Annotated in this window: 15 protein-coding genes; all 15 read right to left on the bottom strand. The window is 69.8% G+C overall.

Annotated elements, in window-relative coordinates; all coding sequences use genetic code 11:
* Positions 1–21 precede the first annotated feature (21 nt).
* On the bottom strand, positions 22–1,212 hold the full coding sequence (locus J8M51_RS37625; RefSeq protein WP_216589569.1) for an AAA family ATPase: 1,191 nt from the start codon (positions 1,210–1,212) through the stop codon (positions 22–24).
* Positions 1,213–1,249: 37 nt separating this feature from the next.
* Positions 1,250–3,346: a DNA helicase RecQ gene (gene recQ / locus J8M51_RS37620; RefSeq protein WP_267299844.1), complete on the bottom strand. Its 2,097-nt coding sequence runs from the start codon at positions 3,344–3,346 to the stop codon at positions 1,250–1,252.
* Positions 3,347–3,598: 252 nt separating this feature from the next.
* The gene (gene nuoN, locus J8M51_RS37615) at positions 3,599–5,248 is read right to left on the bottom strand and encodes an NADH-quinone oxidoreductase subunit NuoN (protein ID WP_086757056.1); all 1,650 of its coding nucleotides are present in this window, start codon (positions 5,246–5,248) and stop codon (positions 3,599–3,601) included.
* Entirely contained in the window at positions 5,245–6,816 is a 1,572-nt protein-coding gene (locus J8M51_RS37610; protein ID WP_086757054.1) for an NADH-quinone oxidoreductase subunit M, read from the bottom strand. Before J8M51_RS37610 ends, nuoN begins: the two co-directional genes overlap by 4 nt.
* Before the next feature lie 5 nt (positions 6,817–6,821).
* Positions 6,822–8,717 (bottom strand): NADH-quinone oxidoreductase subunit L, encoded by a 1,896-nt coding sequence (gene nuoL / locus J8M51_RS37605; protein ID WP_086757052.1) that lies wholly within the window; start codon positions 8,715–8,717, stop codon positions 6,822–6,824.
* Between the two features lie 15 nt (positions 8,718–8,732).
* Positions 8,733–9,032, bottom strand: a complete 300-nt coding sequence (gene nuoK, locus J8M51_RS37600) for an NADH-quinone oxidoreductase subunit NuoK (RefSeq protein WP_009310327.1) — start codon at positions 9,030–9,032, stop codon at positions 8,733–8,735.
* Positions 9,029–9,898 (bottom strand): NADH-quinone oxidoreductase subunit J, encoded by an 870-nt coding sequence (locus J8M51_RS37595; protein WP_086757050.1) that lies wholly within the window; start codon positions 9,896–9,898, stop codon positions 9,029–9,031. The genes nuoK and J8M51_RS37595 overlap by 4 nt, the downstream gene beginning before the upstream one ends.
* Positions 9,895–10,497, bottom strand: coding sequence for an NADH-quinone oxidoreductase subunit NuoI (gene nuoI / locus J8M51_RS37590; RefSeq protein ID WP_086757048.1), 603 nt, complete (start codon positions 10,495–10,497; stop codon positions 9,895–9,897). The genes J8M51_RS37595 and nuoI overlap by 4 nt, the downstream gene beginning before the upstream one ends.
* Positions 10,490–11,854 (bottom strand): NADH-quinone oxidoreductase subunit NuoH, encoded by a 1,365-nt coding sequence (gene nuoH, locus J8M51_RS37585; RefSeq protein ID WP_086757046.1) that lies wholly within the window; start codon positions 11,852–11,854, stop codon positions 10,490–10,492. Before nuoH ends, nuoI begins: the two co-directional genes overlap by 8 nt.
* Positions 11,851–14,355 carry an NADH-quinone oxidoreductase subunit G gene (locus J8M51_RS37580; RefSeq protein WP_086757044.1) on the bottom strand — a complete coding sequence of 835 codons (2,505 nt, stop codon included), beginning with the start codon at positions 14,353–14,355 and terminating at the stop codon, positions 11,851–11,853. The genes nuoH and J8M51_RS37580 overlap by 4 nt, the downstream gene beginning before the upstream one ends.
* Positions 14,352–15,710 (bottom strand): NADH-quinone oxidoreductase subunit NuoF, encoded by a 1,359-nt coding sequence (nuoF, locus tag J8M51_RS37575; RefSeq protein WP_216589564.1) that lies wholly within the window; start codon positions 15,708–15,710, stop codon positions 14,352–14,354. The genes J8M51_RS37580 and nuoF overlap by 4 nt, the downstream gene beginning before the upstream one ends.
* Positions 15,707–16,564: an NADH-quinone oxidoreductase subunit NuoE gene (nuoE, locus tag J8M51_RS37570; RefSeq protein ID WP_086751803.1), complete on the bottom strand. Its 858-nt coding sequence runs from the start codon at positions 16,562–16,564 to the stop codon at positions 15,707–15,709. Before nuoE ends, nuoF begins: the two co-directional genes overlap by 4 nt.
* Before the next feature lie 29 nt (positions 16,565–16,593).
* A complete protein-coding gene (locus J8M51_RS37565; RefSeq protein ID WP_086751801.1) occupies positions 16,594–17,949 on the bottom strand; it encodes an NADH-quinone oxidoreductase subunit D in 1,356 nt (451 codons plus the stop codon).
* Entirely contained in the window at positions 17,946–18,680 is a 735-nt protein-coding gene (locus J8M51_RS37560; RefSeq protein ID WP_086751799.1) for an NADH-quinone oxidoreductase subunit C, read from the bottom strand. The genes J8M51_RS37565 and J8M51_RS37560 overlap by 4 nt, the downstream gene beginning before the upstream one ends.
* The gene (locus J8M51_RS37555; protein ID WP_046913396.1) at positions 18,677–19,231 is read right to left on the bottom strand and encodes a NuoB/complex I 20 kDa subunit family protein; all 555 of its coding nucleotides are present in this window, start codon (positions 19,229–19,231) and stop codon (positions 18,677–18,679) included. Before J8M51_RS37555 ends, J8M51_RS37560 begins: the two co-directional genes overlap by 4 nt.
* Positions 19,232–19,243: the final 12 nt, after the last annotated feature.

The raw sequence follows: 19,243 nt of genomic DNA, 5'->3' as shown, positions 1-19,243 counted from the left end.
TCGTCCCCTCCTCCCGGGTTCTCAGAGTTCGGCCCGCACCGTGCTCGCGTCCACGCCGAGGGCCTCGGTGAGGACGCGGGCGCGGACGGCGCGCTGGCGGCCGGTGACACGGTCGATGGCGGCGGTGGAGCGGCCGGCGCCCACCGCCTCCTCGCGCAGCTGCTCCAGCCGTTTCCCCGCCGTGGCCAGCTTGTTGTGGGCCTTCTTGATGACCCATTCGCTCAGTGCCTCGCGGGACTGCCCGGCCATGGCGTCGAGCTGGGCCTCCAGTTCGTCCATGGTGTCGGCCAGGTCGAGCGCCTCCTTGGCGTCGGGGTTGACCAGGTGCAGCACCTCGCGCTCGACGGTGGGGCGTTCGGCCGGGGAGTCCCACAGCACATGGGTCAGGATCGACAGGTCGGTCTCGGTGACCGCGGGGCGGCCGTCGAGGTACGCGGAGGCCTGGAGCAGGCCCACCGCCTGCCGCCAGCGGCGGTCGGAGGCGACGAGTTCCCTGCGGCGCAGGGCGGCCCGCAGGGTGCACACCGCGTCCACGATGCCGTCGGGCACCTCCACGGCCGGGACGCCCTCGGTGACGGCGCCCCGGAGCGCGGTCAGCTCGACGGTGGTCCGAGCCGGTGGCGCCGGGCGGGTGACGGCGGAGCGGACCAACGCGGCGAAGTTCGAGGGGTCTTCCAGATAGCCGACCTCGATCCGCACCAGCAGCCGGTCGTAGATCGCGGCGGAGTCCTCTCCCGTGGGCAGTTCGTTGCTGGCCGTGATGGCACCGATCAGCGGGCAGCGGATCGGCTCGCCGCCGTTCTCGGGGTGGTAGATCCGCTCGTTGAGGTAGCCCAGGGTCTCGTTGAGCGCGGCCGTGGAGCATTTGAAGATCTCGTCGATGAACGCGACATGCGCGGTCGTGGCGCGGCCCTCGTACACCTGCCGGTACTCGCCCCGGGTCAGCGCGGCGACGTCGATGGGACCGAACATCCTGGTCGGCGCGGTGAACTTCGACAGGAGGATCTCCCAGTACGCCGCCCCGTCGAACCTGCCGGTGAGTTCCCTGGCCATCTCGGACTTCGCCGTGCCGGGTGGGCCGAGCAGCAGCGAGTGCTGCCCGGCCAGCAGGGTCACCACGAGCGTGCGCACCACGTCGGCCCGCTCGTAGAAGCGGTCCGCCAGTTCCCCGCTGATCGCCCGCAGCCTCTGTGCCGTGTCCTGCGCCTCCATGATCGGCCCCTCCCCTCGCCTCTGTGCGGCGTGTCCTCTACGCCCAGTCGTCGAACTCGGGCTCCGGCTCGTCGTCCGGCCAGTCGAAGGCGCCCGCCTCCGTGGACGCTCCGCGCGACGGGCTCTTCGCCCCGCCGGAGGCACCGGCCGACGACTCGTCCGAGGGCCCGTCCCCAGCCGCGCCCCCGCTCCCGGCTCCGGCCTCGGCCCCGGCTCCGGCCCCGCCCAGTGCCCCCAACACCCCCAGCACGCCCTCCCCGTACGTCGCCAGCTTCTTCTCGCCGATTCCGCTGATCGTGCCGAGTTCGGCGACGGACGCGGGGGCGGTGACCGCGATCTCGCGGAGGGTCGCGTCGTGGAAGATGACGTAGGCGGGGACGCCCTGTTCCCGGGCCTGTTCGGCGCGCCAGGCGCGGAGGGCCTCGAAGACGGGGATCAGGGCGTCGGGCAGTTCGACGGTCTGCTTGGCCTTGCGCTCGCCGCGGCCGGAGCCGGCGGTGCCCGATCCGCCGCCCGACGCCGCCCGCGCGGTCACCGGCTTCTTCGGCTCCTTGCGCAGGGGCACGTCCCGTTCTCTGCGCAGCACGGCCCCGCTCTCCTCGGTGAGCACGAGCGTGCCGTACTCGCCCTCGACCGCGAGGATGCCCTGGGCCAGCAACTGCCGTACGACGCCCCGCCATTCGCCCTCGGCCAGTTCCTCGCCGATGCCGAAGACGGAGAGCTGGTCGTGGTCGAACTGGATGACCTTCGCGGTCCGCCGCCCCAGCAGGATGTCGACGATCTGCACGGCGCCGAACTTCTGTCCGCGCTCGCGCTGCAGCCGCACCACGGTGGAGAGCACCTTCTGCGAGGCGACCGTGCCGTCCCAGGTCTCCGGCGGTACGAGGCAGGTGTCGCAGTTGCCGCAGCCCGTGGCCTGGGGTTCCTGGCCGAAGTACTGCAGGAGCTGGCCGCGCCGGCACTCGGCGGTCTCGCAGAGCGCCAGCATCGCGTCGAGATGGGAGGCGGCCCGGCGGCGGAAGGCCTCGTCTCCCTCGCTGCCCTGGATCATCTTCCGCTGTTGTATGACGTCGTTGAGGCCGTACGCCATCCACGCCGTGGAGGGCTGCCCGTCGCGTCCGGCGCGGCCGGTCTCCTGGTAGTAGCCCTCCACCGACTTCGGCAGGTCGAGGTGGGCGACGAACCGGACGTCGGGCTTGTCGATGCCCATGCCGAAGGCGATCGTGGCGACGACCACGAGCCCTTCCTCGCGCAGGAACCGGGACTGGTGGGCGGCGCGGGTGCCCGCGTCGAGGCCCGCGTGGTACGGGACCGCCTCGACGCCGTTCTTGCTGAGGAACTCCGCGGTCCGCTCGACGGAGTTGCGGGAGAGGCAGTAGACGATGCCCGCGTCGCCGGGGTGCTCCTGCCGCAGGAAGGACAGGAGCTGCTTCTTGGGGTCGGCCTTGGGCACGATCCGGTACTGGATGTTGGGCCGGTCGAAGCTGGCCTCGAAGTGCCGGGCCCGGGGCATGGCCAGCCGCTCGGTGATCTCGCGGTGCGTGGCGCGGGTGGCGGTGGCCGTGAGCGCGATGCGCGGTACGTCGGGCCAGCGCTGCCCCAGCAGGGAGAGGGAGAGGTAGTCGGGGCGGAAGTCGTGGCCCCACTGGGAGACGCAGTGGGCCTCGTCGATCGCGAACACGGAGATCTTGCCGCGCCCCAGCAGGTCCAGGGTGGTGTCGAGGCGCAGCCGCTCCGGAGCGAGGTAGAGGAGGTCCAGCTCGCCGGCGAGGAACTCGGCCTCGACCAGGCGCCGCTCGTCGAAGTCCTGCGTGGAGTTGATGAACCCGGCGCGCACCCCCAGGGCCCGCAGCGCGTCGACCTGGTCCTGCATGAGGGCGATCAGCGGGGAGACGACGATGCCGGTGCCCGGCCTGACCAGGGACGGGATCTGGTAGCACAGCGATTTTCCGCCGCCGGTGGGCATGAGCACGACGGCGTCGCCGCCCGCGATCACATGCTCGATGACCGCGCCCTGCTCGCCCCGGAAGGCGTCGTATCCGAAGACCTTGTGGAGCACGGCCAGCGCCTCGCTGTCCGCTCCGGTCGTCCTGCCCTCGTCCGCCATCACACTCGTCCCGCCCGTCCCGATCATCGTCCGTCCCCCGCGCCCTTGCGTCCTGTGCCGCACGCCCGTGCGGCACACCCGTGCCGGACAGTCCCGTGCCGGACGTCCTGTGCCGTCCGTGGTTCCTCCAGCCCTTGCCACGATAGGCGCCCGCACCGACAGCCTCAGAGTTATCCACAGGCTCCACCCGCGTGGGGCGCCTCCCACACGAAAACGGACGGCGGGACCCGGCCTCTCCCGAAGCCGAGCCCCGCCAAGTCCGAACAATTGAGCGAAGCGCTACCGAACGAACACTCCCGCCTGTCCCGCCAGGTCCAGGAAGTACTGCGGCGCGACACCGAGCACCAGGGTGACCGCCACACCCACCGCGATCGCGGTCATGGTCAGCGGCGACGGCACGGCGACCGTCGGCCCCTCGGGGCGCGGCTCGCTGAAGAACATGAGCACGATCACACGGATGTAGAAGAACGCGGCGATGGCCGAGGAGATCACACCGACCACGACGATCGCGCCCGCGCCGCCCTCCGCCGCCGCCTTGAACACGGCGAACTTGCCCGCGAACCCGGAGGTCAGCGGAATGCCCGCGAAGGCCAGCAGGAAGACCGCGAACACCGCGGCCACCAGCGGTGACCTGCGGCCGAGCCCGGCCCACTTGGACAGATGGGTCGCCTCGCCGCCCGCGTCCCGTACGAGCGTGACCACGGCGAAGGCACCGATCGTCACGAACGAGTAGGCGCCCAGATAGAACAGCACGGACGAGACGCCGTCGGGCGAGGCCGCGATGACACCGGCGAGGATGAAGCCGGCGTGCGCGATCGACGAGTAGGCGAGCAGCCGCTTGATGTCGGTCTGGGTGATGGCGACGATCGCGCCGGCCAGCATGGTGACGATGGCGACGGCCCACATGACCGGCCGCCAGTCCCAGCGCAGTCCGGGCAGGACGACGTACAGGAGCCGGAGCAGCGCGCCGAAGGCCGCGACCTTCGTGGCCGCCGCCATGAAGCCGGTGACCGGTGTGGGCGCGCCCTGGTAGACGTCCGGGGTCCACATGTGGAACGGCACCGCGCCGACCTTGAACAGCAGGCCCATGACGAGCATGGCGGAGCCGATGAGCAGCAGCGCGTCGTTGCCCATGGTGCCGGCGAGGGCGGGGCTGATGTCGCCGACCGTGCCGTCGACGACCTGGGCGATCGTCGCGTAGTTCACCGAGCCTGCGTAGCCGTACAGCAGGGCGATGCCGAAGAGGGTGAAGGCGGAGGCGAAGGCGCCGAGCAGGAAGTACTTGACGGCGGCCTCCTGCGACATGAGCCGCTTGCGGCGGGCCACGGCGCAGAGCAGGTACAGCGGGAGGGAGAAGACCTCCAGGGCGATGAACAGGGTCAGCAGGTCGTTGGCCGCCGGGAAGATCAGCATGCCGCCGATGGCGAAGAGCAGCAGCGGGAAGACCTCGGTGGTGGTGAACCCGGCCTTGACGGCGGCCTTCTCGCTGTCGCTGCCGGGCACGGAGGCCGCCTGTGCGGCGAAGGAGTCGACCTTGTTGCCGTGGGTCTCGGGGTCGAGGCGGCGTTCGGCGAAGGTGAAGACGCCGAGGATGCCGGCCAGGAGGATCGTGCCCTGGAGGAACAGGGCCGGTCCGTCCACGGCGATGGCGCCCATGGCGGCGATGCCGGCCTTCGTGGTGCCGTATCCGCCGGCCGCGAGGGCGACGACCGCCGCGAAGGAGGCGGCGAGGGCGACCACGGAGACGAACACTTGAACGTAGTAACGGGACTTGCGGGGCACGAAGGCCTCGATCAGGACCCCGATGATCGCCGCGCCGATGACGATCAGGGTGGGCGACAGCTGCCCGTATTCGATCTTCGGCGCGTCGATCTTCGTGATCGGGTCGGCCGCGGTTGTCCACAGGCTGTGGACGGCTGATGCGCTCACTTGGCCGCCTCCACCTCGGGCTGGGGGTCCTTCTTCTGGACATCGGACATGGTGTGCTCGACCGCCGGGTTGACGATGTCGGTGAGCGGCTTCGGGTAGACGCCCAGGAAGACCAGCAGCACGATCAGCGGGGCGACCACCACCAGCTCCCGCACCTTCAGGTCGGGCATCCCCTCGACCCCGGCCTTCACCGGGCCCGTCATCGTCCGCTGGTAGAGGACGAGGACGTACAGCGCGGCGAGGACGATGCCGACGGTGGCGACGATCCCGACCGCCGGGTAGCGCGAGAACGTGCCGACCAGGACCAGGAACTCACTGACGAACGGGGCGAGGCCGGGCAGCGACAGGGTCGCGAGGCCGCCGATCAGGAAGGTGCCGGCGAGCACCGGTGCGACCTTCTGCACCCCGCCGTAGTCGGCGATGAGCCGGGACCCGCGCCGGGAGATCAGGAAGCCCGCCACCAGCATCAGGGCGGCGGTGGAGATGCCGTGGTTGACCATGTACAGCGTCGCGCCGGACTGGCCCTGGCTGGTCATCGCGAAGATGCCCAGGATGATGAAGCCGAAGTGCGAGATCGACGCGTACGCCACCAGCCGCTTGATGTCGCGCTGACCGACGGCGAGCAGCGCCCCGTAGATGATGCTGATCAGCGCCAGGACCAGGATCGCGGGCGTCGCCCACTTGCTGGCCTCGGGGAACAGACCGAGGCAGAAGCGGAGCATCGCGAAGGTGCCGACCTTGTCGACGACCGCCGTGATGAGCACGGCGACCGGGGCGGTGGACTCCTGCATGGCGTTGGGCAGCCAGGTGTGCAGCGGCCACAGCGGCGCCTTCACCGCGAAGGCGAAGAAGAAGCCCAGGAACAGCCACCGCTCGGTGCTGGTCGCCATCTCCAGCGTGCCGTTGGCGCGGGCCTCGGCGATCTCCGGGAGCGAGAAGTTCCCGGCGACCACGTACAGGCCGATCACCGCGGCCAGCATGATCAGACCGCCGACCAGGTTGTAGAGGAGGAACTTCACGGCGGCGTACGAGCGTTGCGTCGCCGCCACCTCGTCGCCGTGCTCATGGGCCTTGTCCCCGAAGCCGCCGATGAGGAAGTACATCGGGATGAGCATGGCTTCGAAGAAGATGTAGAAGAGGAAGACGTCGGTGGCCTCGAAGGAGATGATCACCATCGCCTCGACGGCCAGGATCAGGGCGAAGAAGCCCTGCGTCGGCCGCCACCTCTTGTTGCCGGTCTCCAGCGGGTCGGCGTCGTGCCAGCCCGCGAGGATGATGAACGGGATCAGCAGGGCGGTGAGCGCGATCAGCGCCACCGCGATGCCGTCCACGCCCAGTTCGTACCGCACCCCGAAGTCCGCGATCCAGGCGTGGGACTCGGTGAGCTGGTAGCGGTCGCCGCCGGGCTCGAAGCGGACCACGATGATCGCGGCGAGCACGAGCGTGGCCAGCGAGACGATCAGCGCCAGCAGTTTCGCGGCGTTGCGCCGCTGGGCCGGTACGGCGGCCGTGGCGATCGCCCCGAGGGCCGGGAGCGCCGCCGTCGCTGTCAGCAGAGGAAAGGACATCGGTATCAGACCGCCCTCATCAGCAGGGTCGCGGCGATGAGGATCGCAGCGCCGCCGAACATCGAGACCGCGTACGAGCGGGCGTAGCCGTTCTGGATCCGGCGCAGACGTCCGGAGAGGCCGCCCATCGAGGCCGCCGTGCCGTTGACGACGCCGTCGACCAGGGTGTGGTCGACGTAGACGAGGGAGCGTGTGAGGTGCTCTCCGCCGCGGACGAGGACGACGTGGTTGAAGTCGTCCTGGAGCAGGTCGCGCCGGGCGGCCCGGGTGAGCAGCGATCCGCGCGGGGCGACGACGGGGACGGGCTTGCGCCCGTACTGGAGCCAGGCGAGGCCGACGCCGACGACCATCACGGCGACCGTGGCCGAGGTGACCGCCGCGGCGCTGATCGGCGGGTTGCCGTGCGCGTGCTGGGTGACGGGCTCCAGCCAGTGCACGAACCGGTCGCCGATGCTGAAGTACGCGCCGCCGAAGACCGATCCGACCGCCAGGACGATCATGGGGATGGTCATGACCTTGGGCGACTCGTGCGGGTGCGGTTCGTGGCCGTGCTCGTCGGGCTGCCAGCGCTTCTCGCCGAAGAACGTCATCAGCATCACGCGGGTCATGTAGAACGCGGTGAGGGCCGCGCCCAGCAGGGCCACGCCGCCGAGGATCCAGCCCTCGGTGCCGCCCTTGGCGAAGGCCGCTTCGATGATCTTGTCCTTGGAGAAGAAGCCGGACAGACCGGGGAAGCCGATGATGGCGAGGTAGCCGAGGCCGAAGGTGACGAAGGTGATCGGCATGTACGTGCGCAGGCCGCCGTACTTGCGCATGTCGACCTCGTCGTTCATGCCGTGCATGACCGAGCCGGCGCCGAGGAACAGGCCGGCCTTGAAGAAGCCGTGCGTGACCAGGTGCATGATCGCGAAGACGTAGCCGATGGGGCCGAGGCCCGCGGCCAGCACCATGTACCCGATCTGCGACATCGTCGACCCGGCGAGGGCCTTCTTGATGTCGTCCTTCGCGCAACCGACGATCGCACCGAAGAGCAGCGTGACCGCGCCCACGACGGTCGTGACCAGCTGCGCGTCGGGCGAGGCGTTGAAGATGTTCGCGGAGCGGACGATCAGGTAGACGCCCGCGGTCACCATGGTCGCGGCGTGGATGAGGGCCGAGACCGGGGTCGGGCCCTCCATCGCGTCCCCGAGCCAGGACTGCAGCGGCACCTGGGCGGACTTGCCGCAGGCGGCCAGCAGCAGCATCAGCGCGATGGCGGTGAGCGTGCCCTCGCTGGTCTCGCCGACCGCTCCGAGGACCGGCCCGAAGGCGAAGGTCCCGAAGGTGGTGAACATCAGCATGATGGCGATGGACAGGCCGACGTCGCCGACGCGGTTGACCAGGAAGGCCTTCTTCGCGGCGGTGGCGGCGCTGGGCTTGTGCTGCCAGAAGCCGATCAGCAGGTACGAGGCGAGGCCGACGCCCTCCCAGCCGACGTACAGCAGCAGGTAGTTGTCGGCGAGGACGAGCAGCAGCATCGCCGCGAGGAACAGGTTCAGATAGCCGAAGAAGCGGCGCCGGCGCTCGTCGTGCTCCATGTACCCGATCGAGTACACATGGATGAGCGAGCCGACTCCGGTGATCAGCAGGACGAACGTCATCGACAGCTGGTCGAGCTGGAAGGCGACGTCGGCCTGGAAGCCCTCGACGGGGATCCAGCTGAACAGGAACTGGCCCATCTCACGGTGTTCGGCTTCCTTGCCGAGCATGTCGGCGAAGAGGACCACGCCGATGACGAAGGAGGCGGCGGCCAGCGCCGTGCCGATCCAGTGGCCGACGGCGTCGAGCCGCCGGCCGCCGCACAGCAGGACCGCGGCTCCGAGCAGGGGCGCCGCGATCAGCAGCGCAATCAGGTTCTCCACGTTTCTTCCGACCCCTTACAGCTTCATCAGGCTGGCGTCGTCGACCGAGGCCGAGTGGCGGGACCGGAACAGCGACACGATGATCGCGAGTCCGACCACGACCTCCGCGGCGGCGACGACCATCGTGAAGAAGGCGATGATCTGGCCGTCGAGATTGCCGTGCATCCGGGAGAAGGCGACCAGGGCGAGGTTGCAGGCGTTGAGCATCAGCTCCACGCACATGAACACCACGATCGCGTTCCGCCTGATCAGGACGCCGGTGGCGCCGATCGTGAACAGCAGGGCGGCGAGATACAGGTAGTTGACGGGATTCACTTCGCTGCCTCCCCGCTCTTGCCGCCGTTCCGGCCGTTCCCGCCGTTTCCGGCGCCGCTGTTGGTGCGCTCCAGCCGGTCCTCGGCGCGCTGTTCCAGGGCCTTGAGGTCGCTCAGCGCCTCGGTCGACACATCGCGGACCTGGCCCCGGTCCCGCAGGGTCTTGCTGACGGTCAGCTCGGACGTGGTGCCGTCGGGCAGCAGGCCCGGGACGTCGACCGCGTTGTGCCGGGCGTACACCCCGGGGGCCGGCAGCGGCGGGAGGTGCTTGCCCTCGCGTACGCGCTGCTCGGCCAGCTCGCGCTGGGTCTTGGCGCGCTCGGTGCGCTCACGGTGGGTGAGGACCATGGCGCCGACGGCGGCCGTGATGAGGAGGGCGCCGGTGAGTTCGAACGCGAACACGTAGTCGGTGAAGATCAGGGCCGCGAGGCCCTCCACGTTGCCGCCCGCGTTGGCGGTGCCGAGGCCGTCGAACTCCGTCAGCGAGGCGTTGCCGATGCCCGCGATCAGCAGGATGCCGAAGCCGGCGCCGCACAGGAGGGCCAGCCAGCGCTGGCCCTTGATGGTCTCCTTCAGGGAGTCCGCGGCGGTGACACCGACGAGCATCACCACGAACAGGAACAGCATCATGATCGCGCCGGTGTAGACGACGATCTGCACGACGCCCAGGAAGTAGGCGCCGTTGGCGAGGTAGAACACCGCCAGGATCACCATCGTGCCGGCGAGACAGAGGGCGCTGTGCACGGCCCTCTTCATGAAGACGGTGCACAGGGCGCCGATCACCGCGATCGTGCCGAGCACCCAGAACTGGAAGGCCTCACCGGTGGAGGTGGTGTAGGCGGCGAGCTGGGAGAACTGCGCGCTCATACGTCCACCCCCTTCTCCTCCGGCTTCTCGCCCTTGGAGCCGGCGACCTGACGTACCGTCCCGGGCGCGGCCTCGGTGACCAGCCCCCGGTAGTAGTCCTGTTCGTCCGTGCCCGGGAAGATGGAGTGCGGCGAGTCGACCATGCCCTCCTCCAGACCGGCGAGCAGCTGCTCCTTGGTGTAGATGAGGTTGGCGCGGCTGGAGTCGGCCAGCTCGAACTCGTTGGTCATCGTCAGCGCGCGCGTGGGGCACGCCTCGATGCACAGGCCGCACAGGATGCAGCGGGCGTAGTTGATCTGGTAGACGCGGCCGTACCGCTCGCCCGGGGAGTAGCGCTCCTCGTCCGTGTTGTCGGCGCCCTCCACGTAGATGGCGTCGGCGGGACACGCCCAGGCGCACAGCTCGCAGCCGACGCACTTCTCCAGGCCGTCCGGATGGCGGTTGAGCTGGTGCCTGCCGTGGAACCGCGGGGCCGTGGTCTTCTGCTGCTCCGGATACTGCTCGGTCAGCCGCTTCTTGAACATGGCCTTGAAGGTCACGCCGAAGCCGGCGACGGGGTTCTGGAACCCCTGCTTGTTCTCTTTCGGCTCCTCAGCCATCGGACGCCTCCCTCCCATTCGAAGATCCGTCACTGTCAGTATCGGACCCACCACTGACAATCAGCTCCCGCTCCCGGCGCGGGCGCCTGCGCGGCACCGGCGGGAGGGTCTGTCCGGGCAGGGGCGGTACGGGGAATCCACCCGCCATCGGGTCGAACCCGGCCGGTTCCGCGGGCAGTTCCTGTGCTTCGCGCCGGTCGCGGAACATGTCGGCGACCACGGAGAGCAGGAACAGGACGATGACGGCGCCGGCCACGTACAGGGCGATCTCGGCGAAGTCGTAGTTCTCGTTGCGCAGGGTCCGTACGGTCGCGACGAGCATCAGCCAGACCACGGAGACCGGGAGGAGGACCTTCCAGCCGAGCTTCATCAGCTGGTCGTAGCGGACGCGCGGGAGGGTGCCGCGCAGCCAGATGAAGAAGAACAGCAGCAGCTGCACCTTCACCACGAACCAGAGCATCGGCCACCAGCCGTGGTTGGCGCCCTCCCAGAAGGTGCTGATGGGGTAGGGGGCCCGCCAGCCGCCGAGGAAGAGCGTCACCGACACCGCGGAGACGGTCACCATGTTGACGTACTCGGCGAGCATGAACATCGCGAACTTGATCGACGAGTACTCGGTGTTGAAGCCGCCGACCAGGTCGCCCTCGGACTCCGGCATGTCGAACGGGGCGCGGTTGGTCTCGCCGACCATGGTCACGATGTAGATCACGAACGAGACCGGCAGCAGCACGATGTACCAGCGGTCCGCCTGCGCCTCCACGATCGCCGAGGTCGACATCGACCCGGAGTAGAGGAAGACGGAGGCGAACGCGGCGCCCATGGCGATCTCGTACGAGATCATCTGCGCGCAGGAGCGCAGGCCGCCGAGGAGCGGGTAGGTGGAGCCGGAGCTCCAGCCCGCGAGGACGATGCCGTAGATGCCGACGGAGGCGACCGCGAGGATGTAGAGCATCGCGATCGGCAGGTCGGTGAGCTGCATCGTGGTGCGCTGGCCGAAGATCGAGATCTCGTTGCCTGCGGGACCGAAGGGGATCACCGCGATCGCCATGAAGGCCGGGATGGCCGCGACGATCGGCGCGAGGACGTAGACGACCTTGTCCGCGCGTTTGACGATGACGTCTTCCTTGAGCATCAGCTTGATGCCGTCGGCGAGCGACTGGAGCATGCCCCAGGGGCCGTGCCGGTTGGGGCCGATGCGCAGCTGCATCCAGGCGACGACCTTGCGTTCCCACACGATGGAGAACAGCACGGTGATCATCAGGAAGGCGAAGCAGAACACCGCCTTGACGACGACCAGCCACCAGGGGTCGCGGCCGAACATCGAGAGGTCTTCCGCGGCGAGGTACAAGGGGCTCACGCCTCCACCTCCTCGGGGGCCTCGGCCGGGAGGGTCGCGGGGCCGATACGGACGAGTGCGCCGGGTGTCGCCCCGGTGTCGGAGGCGACGCCCGAGCCGGTGGAGTTCAGCGGCAGCCAGACCACGCGGTCGGGCATCTCGGTGATCAGCAGCGGCAGTTCGACGGCCCCGGCGGGGCCGCTGACCGCGAGGACGTCGCCGTTCTTGACGCCTGCCTCGGCGGCCGTGGCGGCGGACACGCGCGCGTGGGCGGCGTGCCGGGTCCCGGCGAGCGCGTCGTCGCCGTCCTGGAGGCGGCCCTGGTCGAGCAGCAGCCGGTGCCCGGCGAGCACGGCCTCTCCGGCGGCCGGGCGGGGCAGCGCGGCGGCGACCTCCACCGGCTCGTTGGCCCGCGCCCCGTCCCACGACCCGAGCCGGTCCAGCTCCGCGCGCGTGGTGCGCAGATCGGGCAGCCCGAGGTGGACGTCCATGGCGTCGGCCAGCATCTGCAGGGCCCGTGCGTCGGTGGGTGCCACCCGGCGGGTCATCTGGTCGGGCTTCAGTGCGGCCTCGAACATCCGCACGCGGCCTTCCCAGTTGAGGAAGGTGCCCGCCTTCTCGGCGACGGCGGCGACCGGGAGGACGACGTCCGCGCGGTCGGTGACCTCGCTGGGCCGCAGTTCCAGCGACACCAGGAAGCCCACCGCGGACAGCGCCTCACGCGCGCGCGGCGGATCGGACAGATCGGCGAGTTCCACACCCGCCACCACCAGGGCCCCGAGCTCTCCGGTGGCGGCGGCCTCGACGATCTGCCCGGTGTCCCGGCCGTAGCGCGCGGGGAGTTCGGCGACGCCCCAGGCGGCGGCGACCTCCTCCCGCGCGCGCGGGTCGGTGGCCGGGCGTCCGCCCGGCAGCGCCGACGGCAGGGCGCCCGCCTCGACGGCGGCCCGCTCCCCCGCCCGGCGCGGGATCCACACCAGCTTCGCGCCGGTCAGGGACGCGGCCCGTACGGCGGCGGTGAGTCCGCCGGCGACGGCCGCGAACCGCTCGCCGACGACGATCACGGCGCCCTCGGCGCGCAGCGCCTCGGCGGCCCTGGTGCCGTCCTCGTCGAGACCGAAGCCGCTGGCGAGGGCGTCCAGCCACTCGGTCTCGGTGCCGGGCGCGGCGGGCAGCAGCGTGCCGCCGGCCTTCGTGAGGCCCCGGGTGGCGTGCGTGGCCAGCGAGTACACCTGCTGCTTGTGCTTGCGCCAGGCCTTGCGCAGCCTCAGGAAGACGCCGGGCGCCTCCTCCTCGGCCTCGAACCCGACCAGCAGGACCGCGGGCGCCTCCTCCAGCGAGGCGTACGTGACGCCCGTACCGTCGAGGTCGCGGCCCCGTCCGGCGACCCGGGCGGCCAGGAAATCGGCCTCCTCGCCGCTGTGCACGCGCGCGCGGAAGTCGATGTCGTTGGTGTCGAGCGCCACGCGCGCGAACTTGCTGTACGCGTAGGCGTCCTCGACGGTGAGCCGGCCGCCGGTGAGGACACCGGCCCGGCCGCGCGCGGCGAGGAGTCCGCGGGCGGCCACCTCCAGGGCCTCCGGCCAGGACGCGGGTTCCAGGACACCGTCGGCGTTGCGGACGAGTGGGGTGGTGAGCCGGTCCGGACGCTGCGCGTAGCGGAACGCGAAGCGGCCCTTGTCGCAGATCCACTCCTCGTTGACGTCGGTGTCGTTCGCCGCGAGCCGCCGCATGACCTTGCCGCGCCGGTGGTCGGTGCGGGTCGCGCAGCCGCCGGAGCAGTGCTCGCACACGGACGGCGAGGAGACGAGGTCGAAGGGACGGGAGCGGAATCGGTACGCCGCCGAGGTCAGCGCGCCGACCGGGCAGATCTGGATGGTGTTCCCGGAGAAGTACGACTCGAAGGGGTCGCCCTCGCCGGTGCCGACCTGCTGGAGGGCGCCCCGCTCGACCAGTTCGATCATCGGGTCGCCGGCGACCTGGTTGGAGAAGCGGGTGCAGCGGGCGCACAGCACGCACCGCTCGCGGTCGAGCAGTACCTGGGTGGAGATCGGTACCGGCTTCTCGTAGGTGCGTTTGCGGCCCTCGAAGCGGGACTCCGAGTGGCCGTGCGACATGGCCTGGTTCTGCAGGGGGCATTCGCCGCCCTTGTCGCAGACGGGGCAGTCCAGCGGGTGGTTGATGAGCAGGAGCTCCATCACACCCTTCTGGGCCTTCTCCGCGACCGGGGAGGTCAGATGAGTCTTGACGACCATCCCGTCCGTACAGGTGATCGTGCAGGACGCCATGGGCTTGCGCTGGCCCTCGACCTCGACGATGCACTGCCGGCAGGCGCCGACCGGGTCCAGGAGGGGGTGGTCGCAGAAGCGGGGGATCTCGACGCCGAGTTGCTCGGCGGCCCGGATGACCAGGGTGCCCTTGGGCACGCTGATCTCGGCGCCGTCGATCGTCAGCGAGACGAGATCTTCCGGCGGGACCGCCGCCTCCCCGCCCCCGGAGGGAGCGCTGGTGGTCACGGTCATGCGTTCACCTCCGCGTGCTTGTCCTTGTCGGCCCAGGCGGTCGACCTGGCCGGGTCGAAGGGGCAGCCCCGGCCCGTGATGTGGTCCTCGTACTCCGCGCGGAAGTACTTGAGGGAGGAGAAGATCGGCGAGGCGGCGCCGTCGCCGAGGGCGCAGAAGGACTTGCCGTTGATGTTGTCGGCGATGTCGTTCAGCTTGTCGAGGTCGCTCATGACGCCCTTGCCGGCCTCGATGTCGCGCAGCAACTGCACCAGCCAGTAGGTGCCTTCACGGCAGGGGGTGCACTTGCCGCAGGACTCGTGGGCGTAGAACTCGGTCCAGCGGGTGACGGCCCGTACGACGCAGGTGGTCTCGTCGAAGCACTGGAGTGCCTTGGTGCCGAGCATGGAACCCGCGGCGGCCACTCCCTCGTAGTCCAGGGGGACGTCGAGGTGCTCGTCGGTGAACATCGGGGTCGAGGAGCCGCCCGGCGTCCAGAACTTGAGGCGGTGTCCGGGCCGCATGCCACCGCTCATCTCCAGGAGCTGACGGAGGGTGATGCCGAGTGGGCCCTCGTACTGGCCGGGGCTGGCGACATGGCCGCTGAGCGAGTAGAGCGTGAAGCCCGGGGACTTCTCGCTGCCCATCGACCTGAACCATTCCTTGCCCTTGTGCATGATGGCGGGAACCGACGCGATCGATTCGACGTTGTTCACGACAGTCGGGCACGCGTAGAGGCCCTCGACAGCAGGAAAGGGGGGACGCAGCCGCGGTTGACCACGGCGGCCTTCGAGCGAGTCGAGCAGTGCGGTCTCCTCACCACAGATGTACGCGCCGGCGCCGGCGTGCACGGTGAGCTGGAGATCGAGTCCGCTGCCGAGAATGTTCTCGCCGAGGAAGCCGGCCTCGTACGCCTCGCGTACGGCCTCGTGCAACCGCCGCAGAACGGGGACGACCTCACCACGCAGATAGATGAAGGCATGCGAAGACCTGATGGCATGACAGGCGATGACAATGCCCTCGATGAGGCTGTGCGGGTTCGCGAAGAGGAGCGGAATGTCCTTGCACGTTCCGGGCTCCGACTCGTCGGCGTTGACAACTAGATAATGTGGTTTTCCATCACCCTGGGGAATGAACTGCCATTTCATTCCGGTCGGGAATCCCGCGCCGCCACGGCCGCGCAGTCCCGACTCCTTGACGTACGCGATGACGTCGTCCGGTGACATGGCCAGCGCCTTGCGCAGCCCCTCGTACCCCTCGTGCCTTCGGTAGACGTCGAGCGACCACGGCCTGTCCTCGTCCCAGAAGGCCGACAGCACGGGTGCGAGCAGTTTCTCCGGGCTGGTGCCCTTGATCTCGGGTGCCAACGTCATCACTCCCCCTCCTCGGCGGCGGGCCCTGCCGGGTGGGCGGGGTCGGAGGCCGAGGTCTCCTGTGGCGCGTCGTGCGAGCTGAGGTGCTCGGTCGGCGACGGCTCGTGCGCCTTCCGGCCCTCGGCCTGGTGCGTCTTCCTGTCCTGCGGCTCGTCGGTCGGGCCGCCGTCCCGCGGATGGACCACGCGCGCGGGTCCGGTCTCTCCTCTGGCCAGGCGGAGACCGACCAGCGACGCGGGTCCCGCACCGCCGCTCGCCTCGACGGCCCCGGGCCGCTCGTCGGGGAAGCCGGCGAGGATCCGCGCGGTGTCCTTGAAGCTGCACAGCGGCGCCCCGCGCGTGGGCGCGACCTCGGCCCCGTCGCGCAGCTCGTCGACGAGGCGCTTGGCGCTGTCGACGGTCTGGTTGTCGAAGAACTCCCAGTTGACCATCACGACCGGCGCGAAGTCGCAGGCCGCGTTGCACTCGATGTGCTCCAGGGTGACCTTGCCGTCGCCGGTGGTCTCGCCGTTGCCGACACCGAGGTGGTCCTGCAGCGCCTCGAAGATCGCGTCGCCGCCCATGACCGCGCACAGGGTGTTGGTGCAGACGCCCACCTGGTAGTCGCCGGAGGGCCTCCGGCGGTACATGGAGTAGAAGGTGGCGACCGCGGTGACCTCGGCCGTGGTCAGGCCGAGCACCTCGGCGCAGAACCGCATACCGGTGCGGGTGACATGGCCCTCCTCCGACTGCATGAGGTGCAGCAGCGGCAGCAGGGCGGACCGGGAGTCCGGGTAGCGGGCGATGACGTCGGCGGCGTCCCGCTCCAGCCGGGCCCGGACCTCGGCCGGGAAGTCGGGCGCGGGCAGTTGGGGCATGCCCAGGCTGACGCCCTCGGGGGTGGTGGTCACCGGTCGACGCCTCCCATCACGGGGTCGATGGACGCGACGGCGACGATGACGTCGGCGACCTGGCCGCCCTCGCACATCGCCGCCATGGCCTGCAGATTGGTGAAGGACGGGTCGCGGAAGTGGACCCGGAAGGGGCGGGTGCCTCCGTCGGAGACGACGTGCACCCCGAGTTCGCCCTTGGGCGACTCGACCGCCGTGTACGCCTGTCCCGGCGGGACGCGGAACCCCTCGGTCACCAGCTTGAAGTGGTGGATCAGGGCCTCCATGGAGGTGCCCATGATCTTCTTGATGTGGTCCAGGGAGTTGCCGAGTCCGTCCGGTCCGAGCGCGAGCTGGGCGGGCCAGGCGATCTTCTTGTCGGAGACCATGACCGGGCCGGGCTGCAGCCGGTCCAGACACTGTTCGACGATCCGCAGGGACTGGCGCATCTCTTCGAGGCGGATCAGGAAGCGGCCGTAGGAGTCGCAGGTGTCGGCGGTCGGGACGTCGAAGTCGTACGTCTCGTAGCCGCAGTACGGCTGGGCCTTGCGCAGGTCGTGCGGGAGACCGGCGGAGCGGAGGATCGGGCCGGTGGCACCGAGGGCCATGCAGCCGGACAGATCGAGATAGCCGACGTCCTGCATACGGGCCTTGAAGATGGGGTTCCCGGTGGCGAGCTTGTCGTACTCGGGAAGGTTCTTCTCCATCTTCTTCACGAACTCGCGGATCTGGTCCACCGCGCCGGGCGGCAGGTCCTGGGCGAGTCCGCCGGGCCGGATGTACGCGTGGTTCATGCGCAGGCCGGTGATCAGCTCGTAGATGTCGAGAATCAGTTCACGATCACGGAAGCCGTAGATCATGATCGTGGTGGCGCCCAGCTCCATGCCGCCGGTGGCGATGCACACCAGGTGGGAGGAGAGCCGGTTCAGCTCCATCAGGAGCACCCGGATGATCGAGGCGCGGTCGGGGATCTGGTCCTCGATGCCGAGGAGTTTCTCCACGGCCAGGCAGTACGCCGTCTCGTTGAAGAACGGCGTCAGGTAGTCCATGCGCGTCACGAACGTGGTGCCCTGGGTCCACGTGCGGTATTCGAGGTTCTTCTCGATGCCGGTGTGGAGGTAGCCGATGCCGCAGCGGGCCTCGGTGACGGTCTCGCCGTCGATCTCCAGGATGAGCCGGAGCACGCCGTGGGTGGACGGGTGCTGGGGGCCCATGTTGACGATGATGCGCTCGTCGTCGGAGCGGGCCGCGGTCTCGGCGACCTCGTCCCAGTCGCCGCCGGTGACCGTGTAGACGGTGCCCTCGGTGGTCTCGCGCGCCGAGGCGGCGGACGCGTCGGCGGATGCGTCGGCGGATGCGTGCTGCGTGCTCATGAGTACGACCTCCGCTGGTCCGGAGCCGGGATCTGGGCGCCCTTGTACTCGACGGGGATGCCGCCGAGGGGGTAGTCCTTGCGCTGCGGGAAGCCCTGCCAGTCGTCCGGCATCATGATCCGCGTCAGCGCGGGGTGGCCGTCGAAGACGATGCCGAAGAAGTCGTACGTCTCGCGCTCGTGCCAGTCGTTGGTCGGGTAGACGGGGACGAGCGACGGGATGTGCGGGTCGGCGTCGGGGGCGGAGACCTCCAGGCGGATCAGCCGGTTGTGGGTGATCGACCGCAGGTGGTAGACGGCGTGCAGCTCGCGGCCCTTGTCGCCGGGGTAGTGGACGCCGGAGACGCCCGTGCACAGTTCGAAGCGGAGGGCCGGGTCGTCGCGGAGGGTGCGGGCGACGCGCGGTAGGTACTCGCGCTCGATGTGGAAGGTGATCTCGTCGCGGTCGACGACCGTCTTGTCGATCACGTTCTCGGGGACGAGGCCCTGTTCCTCCAGGGCGCCCTCCAGTTCGTCGGCGACCTCGTCGAACCAGCCGCCGTAGGGGCGGTTCGCTGAGCCGGGCAGGCGGATCGAGCGGACCAGGCCGCCGTAGCCGGAGGTGTCGCCGCCGTTGTTCGCGCCGAACATGCCGCGCTGGACGCGGATCTCCTCACCGCCGTCGCCGCGCTGGCCGGGGAGGTTGGAGGCGGCGAGGTCCTTCTCGGGGTTCACCCCGTTCGCGTCGCTCATCGCAGCAGCCCCTTCATCTCGATGAGGGGGAGCGCCTTGAGGGCCGCCTCCTCCGCCTCGCGGGCCGCTTCCTCGGCGTTCACGCCGAGCTTGGACGTCTGGATCTTCTGGTGGAGCTTGAGGATCGCGTCCATCAGCATCTCGGGCCGCGGCGGGCAGCCCGGCAGATAGATGTCGACGGGGACGATGTGGTCGACGCCCTGGACGATCGCGTAGTTGTTGAACATGCCGCCGGACGACGCGCAGACCCCCATGGAGATCACCCACTTGGGATTCGGCATCTGGTCGTAGACCTGCCGCAGCACCGGCGCCATCTTCTGGCTGACCCGGCCGGCCACGATCATCAGGTCCGCCTGACGCGGCGAGCCCCGGAACACCTCCATTCCGAAGCGCGCCAGGTCGTAGCGCCCCGCACCCGTGGTCATCATCTCGATGGCACAACAGGCGAGGCCGAAGGTGGCGGGGAAGACGGATGCCTTGCGTACCCAGCCCGCGGCCTGCTCGACGGTGGTCAGCAGGAAACCGCTCGGCAGTTTTTCTTCGAGTCCCATGGTCTAAAGGCC

Origin of the sequence: Streptomyces griseiscabiei (assembly GCF_020010925.1) — a bacterium.
Lineage (GTDB): Bacteria > Actinomycetota > Actinomycetes > Streptomycetales > Streptomycetaceae > Streptomyces > Streptomyces griseiscabiei.
This window is presented reverse-complemented; position numbering and strand designations above follow the sequence as displayed.

Coding starts and splice junctions, on each gene's coding strand:
- J8M51_RS37625 (WP_216589569.1), bottom strand. CDS start 1,212: ATGGAGGCGCAGGACACGGCACAGAGGCTGCGGGCGATCAGCGGGGAA.
- recQ (WP_267299844.1), bottom strand. CDS start 3,346: ATGATCGGGACGGGCGGGACGAGTGTGATGGCGGACGAGGGCAGGACG.
- J8M51_RS37610 (WP_086757054.1), bottom strand. CDS start 6,816: ATGTCCTTTCCTCTGCTGACAGCGACGGCGGCGCTCCCGGCCCTCGGG.
- J8M51_RS37595 (WP_086757050.1), bottom strand. CDS start 9,898: ATGAGCGCGCAGTTCTCCCAGCTCGCCGCCTACACCACCTCCACCGGT.
- nuoI (WP_086757048.1), bottom strand. CDS start 10,497: ATGGCTGAGGAGCCGAAAGAGAACAAGCAGGGGTTCCAGAACCCCGTC.
- J8M51_RS37580 (WP_086757044.1), bottom strand. CDS start 14,355: ATGACCGTGACCACCAGCGCTCCCTCCGGGGGCGGGGAGGCGGCGGTC.
- nuoE (WP_086751803.1), bottom strand. CDS start 16,564: ATGCCCCAACTGCCCGCGCCCGACTTCCCGGCCGAGGTCCGGGCCCGG.
- J8M51_RS37565 (WP_086751801.1), bottom strand. CDS start 17,949: ATGAGCACGCAGCACGCATCCGCCGACGCATCCGCCGACGCGTCCGCC.
- J8M51_RS37560 (WP_086751799.1), bottom strand. CDS start 18,680: ATGAGCGACGCGAACGGGGTGAACCCCGAGAAGGACCTCGCCGCCTCC.
- J8M51_RS37555 (WP_046913396.1), bottom strand. CDS start 19,231: ATGGGACTCGAAGAAAAACTGCCGAGCGGTTTCCTGCTGACCACCGTC.